The following is a 10,613-nucleotide window of genomic DNA, read 5'->3' as shown; positions in this document are numbered from 1 at the left end:
GCGTTTGAACCAGTCGGGATGCCGGTCCCTGGCGGGCGTGTCCTCGAAGGTGTCCTGGACGGGCTCGTTGACGATCATGATGTGGGTGACCCTCCGATCAACGGTGAGGACGGTCGCAGGACCCGGAAGATGTGCGCGGGCGCACGGCCCGGTTCGAGGCGCACATAGTTGGCCCTGCCCCAGTGATAGGTCTCGCCGGATAGCTCGTCGCGCACCGGCACGGTCTCGTGCCATTCCAGGCCGAGTTGCTGCATGTTCAACGAGACCGTGGCCTCCTGGGTGTGGTGGGGGTCGAGGTTGGCCACCACCAGAACCGTGTTCGAACCGTGCGTGTCCGTGGCGGTCTTCGAGTAGGCGATCACCGCTTCCTTGTCGGTGGGGTGGAAGTGCAGGTCCCGCAGTTGCTGGAGTGCGGGGTTGGCCCGCCGGACGCGGTTCAGCTCGGTGATCAGCGGGGCGATCGTGACGCCCGTGCGGGCCGCGGACTCCCAGTCGCGGGGGCGTAGTTGGTACTTCTCCGAGTCCAGGTACTCCTCGCTGCCCGGCCGTACGGGGGTGTTCTCGCACAGCTCGAACCCGCTGTAGACGCCCCAGGTCGGCGAGAGCGTGGCGGCCAGCACCGCCCGCGTCTCGAAGGCCGGACGGCCGCCGTCCTGGAGGTAGGCGTGCAGGATGTCCGGGGTGTTCACGAAGAAGTTCGGGCGTAGGAAGTGCGCGGTCTCCCGGGACAACTCGGTGAGGTAGTCGGTGAGTTCGGTTTTGTCGTTGCGCCAGGTGAAGTACGTGTACGACTGCTGGAAGCCGATGGCCGCGAGGGTGTGCAGGAAGGCCTCGGCGAGGAAGATGACGTCCGGGTCGGTGCCGTTGATCCGGGCGATCACCTCCTCCCAGAACACGACCGGCTTGGTGTGGGGATTGTCGACACGGAATATGCGCACCCCGTGCCCCATCCAGAACCGCAGCAGCCGAACCGTCTCCGCGATCAGCCCCGGCATGTCCCGGTCGAAGGCGAGCGGATAGATGTCCTGGTACTTCTTCGGCGGGTTCTCCGCGTAGGCGATGGAGCCGTCCGCCCGGTGATGGAACCACTCCGGGTGCTTGTCCACCCACGGATGATCCGGCGAACACTGCAACGCGAAGTCCAGCGCGACCTCCAGACCCAGCTCATCCGCGCGCCGCACGAAGGCGTCGAAGTCGTCGAGGGTCCCGAGGTCCGGGTGGACCGCGTCGTGCCCGCCCTCGGGCGAGCCGATCGCCCAGGGCACGCCCACGTCGTGCGGTCCGGGGGAGAGCGAGTTGTTGGGCGACACCGGCGGCTCCCCCTCCCGGACCACCGCCCCCTCCGAGCGCGGGAAGAACTCGTACCAGGAACCGAACAGAGCCCGCCGCCGCTCCACCACGAGCGGGAACTCCGGGGAGGACGTGACCAGTTCACGCAGCGGATGCCGGGCGAGCACCGCCTCCACCTCGGGCGTGAGGGCCGCCGCGAGCCGGGCGGCCGGCGCGCGGTCCGTGTCGCGCAGCGCCTTCGCCGCGCCGAGTACGACGGCCCGCTCGGCCCGTGGCACTCCGGCGGCCGCGCGTTCATGGAGGCGGGCGCCCTCTTCGAGGACCAGGTCCGTGTCGAGGCCCGCCGGTATCTTGATCCGCGCGTGGTGCCGCCAGGTGGTGACCGGGTCGCCCCACGCCTCCACGGCGTACGTCCAGCGCCCCTCGGCGTCCGGCGTGACGTCCGCGCCCCACCGGTCGGTGCCGGGCGCCAGCTCCCGCATCGGGGTCCAGGGGCCGAAGCGCCCCTCGGGATCGCGCAGGACCACATTGGCGGCGACGGCTTCGTGGCCTTCGCGGAAGACCGTGGCGGTCACCTGGAACGTTTCACCCGGTACGGCCTTCGCCGGTTTTCGGCCGCAGTGGACGGCCGGACGAACGTCCAGAACGGGGATGGTCGGTTGCGGGGTCGAGCCAAGAGGCATGTCTGACCGCTCCTGTCCGCGTGCACGGATACGGGGGTGGGGAGAGGTTCCGCGGTGCGTGCCGGCCGCGGTGTGCCGGTGCGTACCGCAGGAGCCTTCCCACACTCTCCGGGTGGGCAATCCGGCGCTTTGTTAACTACTAGTGCGTAACGGCCCATGCAAGACCGGCCCCGCCGTACGGCGCCGAGCCGGTCCGAAAACACACTGTTCGGTACGGGGCAGGCGCATATGCCCCCCGGATTGTCGGTGCTGAACCACGCCCCCCCGCACCGCACTTGTGTCCCCGCCCCCACCGGCGGCTGGCGGATACTCACCCCGCACCCGGCGGCAACGCCCTTGCGGAGGCGGCCGAATCTCATGTGCCGTAGACCCCATGCCCGGCCACCCGACCCTCCCCACCACCCACGGCCCCGTCCGCGGCGCACGCCACGCACACGGCGCCCGCTTCCTCGGCATCCCCTACGCCGCGCCCCCCGTGGGCGACCTCCGCTTCGCACCGCCCACCGCTCCGACGCCCTGGCACCGGCCGCTGGACGCGGTCGCGTACGGGCCGACCGCGCAGCGCCGCCGGACCGGCGAGGGCGCCACGATCCCCGAGCCGTCGGTCCCCGGCGACGGCATCCTCAACCTGAACGTCTTCACCCCCGCCCCCGGCACCGCCGCGGGGCTCCCCGTCCTGGTCTGGATCCACGGCGGCTCCTACGTCGCCGGGTCCGCCGCCAGTCCCTGGTACGACGGGGCGGCCTTCAGCCGTGACGGCGTCGTCCTCGTCTCGCTCGGCTACCGGCTCGGCGTCGAGGGCTTCCTGCACCTCGACGACGCCCCGGACAACCGCGGCGTACGCGACTGGATCGCCGCCCTCCAGTGGGTGCGGGACAACATCGCCGCGTTCGGCGGCGACCCCGCGAAGGTCACCGTCGGCGGCCAGTCCGCGGGCGGCGGCGCCGTCCAGACCCTGATGGCGACCCCCGCCGCGCACGGCCTGTTCCGCGGGGCGATCGCCCTGTCCGCCTCGCTCATGGAACCGCAGGGGCGCCGGGCGGGGCTCGCCGTGTCCGAGCTGTTCACCCGGCGCACCGGCGTGCCCGCCACCGCCGCCGCGCTGCGCGACCTCACCGACGAGCGCGTCCTCGCCCTCCAGGACGCCACGAGCGCACCCGGCCCCGACCGCGCGGAACTCCCCGGCCTGCTCCTCGCGCCCTTCGCCGACGGCGAGCTGGTCCCGCGGCCCGTGCTCGGCGAACTCACCGAGGGCGGCCTCGGCGCGAACGTGCCGCTGCTGCTCGGCTTCACCAGGCAGGAGTTCAACTCCTTCGGCGGCCAGGAGCTGACCGACCTCGTCTTCCGCAGGCCGAACCTCGCGATCGCCGAGGCGCGTGCCGCGCGCGGCCGCCCCACGTGGCTCTATGAGTTCCGCTGGCCCTCACCCGCCCCGGGCAGCGGCCGAGGACTCGCCTTCCACTGCCTCGACCTGCCCTTCGCGTTCGACCTGCTCGACGCCGAGGGCGTCGCCGCGGCGGCGGGCCGGAACCCGCCGCGGCGACTGGCCGACGCGCTGCACGCCGCCCTCGTCGCCTTCGTCCGCGATCTCGACCCGGGCGAGGCATGGCCGCGCTACACCCGCGACCGCCGCGCCGTCCGGCTCTGGGAGGCCGCCCCACGCCTGATGGACGACCCGCTGCGGCCGGAACGGGAGGCCTGGTCAAGCTGAGCCGGCCCCGCCCCGGGCCCTCCGGCCGCCCACCGTGCGCCCTGTGCGCCGTGGTGACGGAAGAGGGCCACCGCTACCTTCGTGTCGCGTAGGTGGATATGTGCCGCATACCTGTGAACCCCTGTGGATCCCCGTGGACCCCCGCGAAACACCGCGAAGGTGGAGACCGTGAAGGCAATCCGTCGTTTCACCGTACGTCCCGTCCTTCCCGACCCCCTCGGTCAGCTCGCCGAGCTGGCCCGCAATCTGCGCTGGTCCTGGCACCCGCGCACCCGCGAACTCTTCATGTCCGTCGACCCGGTGCTGTGGGAGGCGTCGGGCTGCGACCCGGTGCGCCTCCTCGGCGGCGTACCGTCCGCGCGGCTCGCCGAACTCGCCCGCGACGAGGACTTCCTGCGGCGGCTCGCCGAGGCCGCGGACGAACTACGCGAATACGTCACCGGAGACCGCTGGTACCAGGAGCAGACCGGGGGGTACGGACAACTGCCGCGCGCCGTCGCGTACTTCTCCCCGGAGTTCGGCATCACCGCCGCCCTGCCCCAGTACTCCGGCGGCCTCGGCATCCTCGCCGGGGACCACCTGAAGGCCGCGAGCGACCTCGGCGTCCCGCTCATCGGCGTCGGACTGCTCTACCGCCACGGCTACTTCCGCCAGTCGCTCTCCCACGACGCCTGGCAGCAGGAGCACTATCCGGTCCTCGACCCGGACGAACTCCCCCTCTCCCTGCTCCGCGAGAACGACGGCAGCCCCGCCCGGGTGGCGCTCGCCCTGCCCGGCGGGCGCTCGCTGCGCGCCCACGTCTGGCAGGCGCAGGTCGGCCGCGTGCCCCTGCTCCTGCTCGACTCCGACGTCGAGGAGAACGCCCCCGGAGAACGCGACGTCACCGACCGGCTCTACGGCGGCGGCAGCGAACACCGCCTCCTCCAGGAGATGCTCCTCGGCATCGGCGGGGTGCGCGCCGTACGGACGTACTGCCGGCTGACCGGCCACCCCGAGCCCGAGGTCTTCCACACCAACGAGGGGCACGCGGGCTTCCTGGGGCTCGAACGCATCCACGAACTGGCGCTCCAGGACGTCGGGTTCGACGCAGCCCTCGAAGCCGTCCGCGCCGGGACCGTCTTCACCACCCACACGCCCGTCCCCGCGGGCATCGACCGCTTCGACCGCGAGCTGGTCGCCCACCACTTCGGGCCCGCCGCCGAGCTGCCCCGCATCGACGTCGGCGACATCCTGCGCCTCGGCATGGAGACCTACCCCGGCGGCGAGCCCAACCTCTTCAACATGGCGGTGATGGGCCTGCGCCTCGGCAGCCGCGCCAACGGAGTGAGCACCCTCCACGGCTCGGTGAGCCGGGAGATGTTCGGGGGCCTGTGGCCCGGCTTCGACCCGGAGGAGGTCCCGATCACCTCCATCACCAACGGCGTGCACGCCCCGACCTGGGTCGCCCCCGAGGTCCTCGCGCTCGGCGCCCGCCAGATCGGCGAGCGGCGCACCGAGGACGCCCTGTCCGTGGGCGGCTCCGACCGCTGGGACGCGGTGGCCGACATCCGCGACGCCGACATCTGGCAGCTGCGCCGCACCCTGCGCGAGCAGCTGGTCCACGAGGTCAGGCGGCGCCTGCACGCCTCCTGGCGGCAACGCGGCGCCGCCACCGCCGAGCTGGGCTGGATCGACGAGGTCCTCGACCCGGACGTCCTCACCGTCGGCTTCGCGCGCCGCGTCCCCTCGTACAAGAGGCTGACGCTCATGCTGCGCGACCGGGACCGGCTCATGGAGCTGCTCACCCACCCCGAGCGGCCCCTCCAGATCGTCGTCGCGGGCAAGGCGCACCCGGCCGACGACGGCGGCAAGCGGCTCATCCAGGAGCTGGTGCGCTTCACCGACGACCCGCGCGTACGCCACCGGATCGTGTTCCTGCCCGACTACGGCATGGCGATGGCGCAGAAGCTCTACCCGGGCTGCGACGTGTGGCTGAACAACCCGCTCAGGCCCCTGGAGGCGTGCGGGACCTCCGGGATGAAGGCGGCCCTCAACGGCTGCCTCAACCTGTCCGTACTCGACGGCTGGTGGGACGAGTGGTTCGAGCCCGACTTCGGCTGGGCCATCCCCACGGCGGACGGCGCCGCCACCGACGACGACCGCCGCGACGACCTGGAGGCCGCGGCCCTCTACGACCTCCTGGAGCGCCGCATCGCCCCCCGCTTCTACGAGCGGGGCCCCGAGCAGCTGCCCGACCGGTGGATCGAGATGGTCCGCAGGACGCTGACCCGGCTCGGCCCGAAGGTCCTCGCGGGCCGCATGGTCCGCGAGTACGTGGAGGAGCTGTACGCCCCCGCCGCCCGCGCCCACCGCGCCCTCGACGCCACGGCGGCCGGTGAACTGGCCGCCTGGAAGACCCGGGTGCGGGCCGCGTGGCCGCGCGTGGCCGTCGACCACGTGGAGGCGTCGGCGACCGGCGCCACCGCCGAACTGGGCTCCACGCTGGCCCTGCGGGTGCGCGTGCACCTGGGTGAGCTGACGCCGGACGACGTGGAGGTGCAGGCCCTCGCAGGCCGCGCGGACCCCGAGGACCGCATCAGCGGGGCCACACCGGTGCCGCTGAAGCCCGTCGGCGGGCTCGACCAGGAGGGGCGGCGCGTGTACGAGGGGCCGCTGGCGCTGGACCGGACGGGGTCGTTCGGGTACACGGTGCGGATTCTTCCGGCGCACCGGCTGCTGGCCGGCGGCGCCGAGCTGGGGCTCGTGGCGGTGCCGTCGGAGGCCACCGGCGAGGCGGCCGGGGTGCTGATGAGGTGACGACGAAAGGGGCGGCGTCCTTGGTCGGACGCCGCCCCCCTCTTTACGCCATTGGTTACTTGACGTTCACGGCCTTCCAGGCCGCCGCCACGCGCTTGTACTCGGTGGAGTTCGCGCCGTACAGGTCCTTCGCGGCGCTGAGCGTGCCCTTGCGGGCCGCCTTGTAGTTGGTGGTCGACGTGAAGTACGTCGTCAGGGCCTTGTACCAGATCTTCTCGGCCTTGGCGCGGCCGATGCCCGTGACCTTGGTGCCGTCGAAGGTCGGGGAGTTGTAGTTCACGCCGTTGATCCGCTTCTTGCCGCTGCCCTCGGACAGCAGGTAGAAGAAGTGGTTGGCGATGCCCGAGGAGTAGTGGACGTCCACGTTCCCGGCGCCGGCACTCCAGTAGTCCAGGGAGCCGCCGTCCTTGGAGGGCTTGTCCATGTACCGCAGCGGGGTGCCGTTGCCGTTGATGTCGATCTTCTCGCCGACGAGGTAGTCGCCGACGTCCTTGGGGTTCTTGGCCTTGAACTCCACGGCGGCGGCGAAGATGTCCGAGGTGGCCTCGTTGAGGCCGCCGGACTCACCGCTGTACTCCATGTTGCCGGTCGCGGAGGTGACGCCGTGCGTCATCTCGTGCGCCGCGACGTCGATCGAGGTGAGGGGCTTCTTGTTGCCCTCGCCGTCGCCGTACGTCATGCAGAAGCAGCTGTCGTCCCAGAAGGCGTTGACGAAGTTGTTGCCGAAGTGGACGCGCGAGGTCGCGCCCTTGCCGTCGCCGTTGATGCCCTTGCGGCCGTGCGTCGACTTGTAGTAGTCCCAGGTGAGCTGGGCGCCGTAGGCGGCGTCGACACCGGCGGTCTGCGCGCTCGACGGCTTGCCGTTGCCCCAGATGTCGTTGGCGTCCTTGAAGAGCTTGCCCGCCCCATTCTCCGCGTGCTTCAGGTCGAAGGTGCGGTGGCCGCCGCGGGCCTTGTCGGTCAGCTCGTAGCCGCTCGCCGTCTTCTTCGAGCCGACGGTGACCTTGCCGCTGTACTGGCTGTTGCCGGTGCCGTTCTCGATGTCCTGGTACTGGTACAGCTTCTTGCCGGTCGCGGCGTCCGTGATGACGTGCAGCCTGCTGGGCGTGCCGTCCTGCTGCACACCGGTGACGACCGTCTCGTAGGCGAGGACGGGCTTGCCGGAGGCGGCCCAGATCACCTTGCGCGGGGCCTGCGCGTCGGCGTCGGCCGTCTTCGCCTTCGCGGCGCTCGACTCGGCGGACTTCGCGACGGAGGACTTGGGCAGTCCGGCGTCGGTGGAGGCGACCTTCACGCTCGCCTCGGTCGCCTTGGTGACACCCTTCAGCGCGCCGCTCCTCGCGGTGTGCACGACGAGGTCGCCGCCGAGGACCGGCAGGCCGTCGTAGGTGCGCTCGTAGCGGGTGTGGGTGGTGCCGTCGCGGTCCTTGATGACATCGCGGACGACGAGCTTCTCCTTGGCGCCGAGGCCGATCCGCTCGGCGGTCGCGCCCTTGTCGGCGTTCGCGTCCTGGAGCAGGCCGGCCCGGGCGGACACCGAGAGGGCGGCGGGCGCGCCGGCGGGGGCGGACTCCTTGTCCGGCTCCGGCTGGGCGGAGGCGCCGGTGGTCAGTCCGGCGGTGAGCAGCGCACCGGCGGCGACGGCGGTGGCGATCGTGAGGGTCGAACGTCTACGGGATATGCGGGAGATCTGGGTGGACACGCGGGCTCCTTCTGTGGGGGACCTGGGTGGCATGGGGCGCCGCCCAGGGCAGGCAACACGTGGTGCGGGTGTGCAGCGAGGTGCTGAACGTGCAGTGTGTTGCGGGGAAGAGTGTCATTCGGGCCAGGTACATGTCAGGACTTTGGCTGGATATTGGCCGGAAATGGCCCGCTGAGCGATGGTCAACATACGCAATGCGAACGGCCCGCCAACGGCCGGGGTGGCAAAAGCGCGCCGCCCCGGGGAGTTGACTCACCCGGGGCGGCGCCGTTCTCACGCGGGACGGCAGGTCTACGGGAAGGTGACCTTCCAGCTGTTGATGTAGCCGGTGTCCTGCGCGGCCTTGTCCTGGACCCGCAGCTTCCAGGTGCCGTTGGCCACCTCCGAGGAGGCGTTGACCGTGTAGGTCTCCTTGACGTTGTCCGCGGAGTCCGAACCACTGGTCGGCTTCAGCGGGTAGACCGTGCCGTCGGGGGCCACCAGGTCGACCTGGAGGTCACCGCGCCAGGTGTGCACGATGTCGACGCCGACCTTCAGGGCGCTCGGCGCGTTGCCGGTGCGTCCGGTGACGTTGACCGACGAGGTGACCGCGGCGCCGTTGTCCGGAATGGAGACGTCCGTGGTGTTCTCGAAGGAGGTGCCGCCGGGCTCCTCGCCGCCGGGGCGGGCGCCGACGTTCACGGCGGCCCAGGCGTGCGCCACGGCCTTGTACTCGGTGCTCGTCGTGCCGTACAGCTCACCGGCCACCGCGAGCGTCCCGGTGCGGGCCGCCGCGTAGTTGGTCGTGGTCGTGAACTTCGTGGTGAGCGCCTTGAACCAGATCAGCGACGCCTTGTCCCGGCCGATGCCGGTCACCGGCAGGCCGTCGGAGGTCGGCGAGTCGTACTGGACGCCGTTGATCTCCTTCTTGCCGCTGCCCTCGCTCAGCAGGTAGTAGAAGTGGTTGGCGACGCCCGAGGAGTAGTGGACGTCGATGTTGCCTATCCCGGAGTACCAGGAGTCCTTGGATGAACCGTCCTTGCTCGGCTTGTCCATGTAGCGCAGCGGGGTGCCGTTGCCCCGGATGTCGATCTTCTCGCCGACGTTGTAGTCGCCGACGTCCTGCGCGTTGTTGGCGTTGAACTCGACGGCCGCCGCGAAGATGTCGGAGGTCGCCTCGTTCAGGCCGCCGGACTCGCCGCTGTACGTCATGTTGCCGGTCGCGGCCGTCACGCCGTGCGTCATCTCGTGGGCCGCCACGTCGATGGACGTCAGCGGCTTGGCGTTGTTCTCGCCGTCGCCGTACGTCATGCAGAAGCAGGCGTCCGACCAGAAGGCGTTGACGTAGTTGTTGCCGTAGTGGACCCGGGAGTACGCGCCGACACCGTCGCCGCGGATGCCGCTGCGGCCGTGCACGTTCTTGTAGTAGTCCCAGGTGAGCGCGGCGCCGTAGTGGGCGTCGGCGCCGGCCGTCTCCAGGTTGGAGGGCAGGCCGTTGCCCCACACGTCGTCGGCGCCCGAGAAGAGGGTGCCGGTGCCCGACGTGCCGCGGTTCAGGTTGTACGTCTTGTGGTTGCCGCGGGCGGTGTCGGTGAGGGTGTAGTTCGACCCCGACTGAGCGGTACCCAGGGGCACTTGGCCGCTGTACTGGGTGTTGCCGGTGCCGTTCTCGATGCCCTGCCACTGGAAGAGCTTCTTGCCGGTGGCGGCGTCCGTGACGACGTGCAGCTCGTTGGGGGTGCCGTCGTGCTGGAGGCCGCCGACCACGGTCTCGTACGCGAGGACCGGCTCACCCTTGGCCAGCCAGACGACCTTGCGCGGAGCCCGGTCCGCGTCGGTCTTCTTCGAGCCCTCGGCCTTCGCGGCGGCCAGCGCCTGCTTCTCCGCGGCCGACGCCTTGACCTCGGCGCTCATGTCGATGCCCTTGAGGCGTGCCTTCGCGGCCTTGGTGACGCCCTCGGTCTTCCCCGACTTCGCGGTGTCGACGACCAGGTCGCCGCCGAGGACGGGCAGCCCGTCGTAGGTGCGCTCGTAGCGGGTGTGGACCGTGCCGTCACGGTCCTTGGTGACATCGCGGACGACGAGCTTCTCCTTGGCGCCGAGGCCCAGGTCCTTGGCGGTGTCCGCCTTGGTGGCGTTGGCGTCGCGCAGGAGCTGAGCGCGCTGGGCGGGGGAGAGCTTGGCGGCGAGCGCGCCGGGGTCGACCTTGCCGAGCTTCTGGGCGGGGGCCTTGGCGGCGGCCGACCACGGGTCGTCGGCCGAGGCGGGGGCCGCCTGAACGGCGACGGCCAGCAGGGCGGCGACGGCGGAGAGGGCGCCGGCCGCGGCGACACGTCTGTGGGAGGTGCTTCTCAACACGGACTCCTTCTGCGCGGCCGCGGGGGTGCGCGGCCAGAGCTACCGAACGGCTGGATCGCTGTCCGGGCAGAGCAAGGCGGAACGCAGAACTGGG

Annotated in this window: 5 protein-coding genes; 2 read left to right on the top strand and 3 right to left on the bottom strand. The window is 71.3% G+C overall.

The features are described from left to right. Nucleotides 1-74 precede the first annotated feature (74 nt). Entirely contained in the window at nt 75-1,973 is a 1,899-nt protein-coding gene (locus IG54_RS0132525; protein WP_030793023.1) for a maltotransferase domain-containing protein, read from the bottom strand. Nucleotides 1,974-2,346: 373 nt separating this feature from the next. Between IG54_RS0132525 and IG54_RS0132520 the strand changes: the two genes are divergently transcribed. Together IG54_RS0132520 and glgP are read left to right on the top strand one after the other, a co-directional pair. After that, nucleotides 2,347-3,684, top strand: coding sequence for a carboxylesterase/lipase family protein (locus tag IG54_RS0132520; protein WP_030793022.1), 1,338 nt, complete (start codon nt 2,347-2,349; stop codon nt 3,682-3,684). A 168-nt stretch (nt 3,685-3,852) separates the two neighbouring features. Beyond that, a complete protein-coding gene (gene glgP, locus IG54_RS0132515; RefSeq protein WP_030793021.1) occupies nt 3,853-6,480 on the top strand; it encodes an alpha-glucan family phosphorylase in 2,628 nt (875 codons plus the stop codon). Between the two features lie 55 nt (nt 6,481-6,535). Here glgP and IG54_RS0132510 read toward each other — a convergent pair whose 3' ends face one another. Together IG54_RS0132510 and IG54_RS0132505 are read right to left on the bottom strand one after the other, a co-directional pair. Next, nucleotides 6,536-8,215 (bottom strand): M4 family metallopeptidase, encoded by a 1,680-nt coding sequence (locus IG54_RS0132510; RefSeq protein WP_078594769.1) that lies wholly within the window; start codon nt 8,213-8,215, stop codon nt 6,536-6,538. Between the two features lie 258 nt (nt 8,216-8,473). Next, nucleotides 8,474-10,516 carry a M4 family metallopeptidase gene (locus IG54_RS0132505; protein ID WP_030793018.1) on the bottom strand — a complete coding sequence of 681 codons (2,043 nt, stop codon included), beginning with the start codon at nt 10,514-10,516 and terminating at the stop codon, nt 8,474-8,476. Nucleotides 10,517-10,613: the final 97 nt, after the last annotated feature.

Origin of the sequence: Streptomyces sp. NRRL S-920 (assembly GCF_000717945.1) — a bacterium.
GTDB classification, from domain to species: Bacteria; Actinomycetota; Actinomycetes; order Streptomycetales; family Streptomycetaceae; genus Streptomyces; species Streptomyces alboniger.
The sequence above is the reverse complement of the archived record's forward strand: the minus strand, read 5'-3'. Positions and strand labels throughout refer to the sequence as shown.

Excerpts from the sequence above, each read along its gene's own strand:
- IG54_RS0132525 (WP_030793023.1), bottom strand. The coding sequence starts at position 1,973 with ATGCCTCTTGGCTCGACCCCGCAACCGACCATCCCCGTTCTGGACGTT.
- IG54_RS0132520 (WP_030793022.1), top strand. The coding sequence starts at position 2,347 with ATGCCCGGCCACCCGACCCTCCCCACCACCCACGGCCCCGTCCGCGGC.
- IG54_RS0132510 (WP_078594769.1), bottom strand. The coding sequence starts at position 8,215 with ATGCCACCCAGGTCCCCCACAGAAGGAGCCCGCGTGTCCACCCAGATC.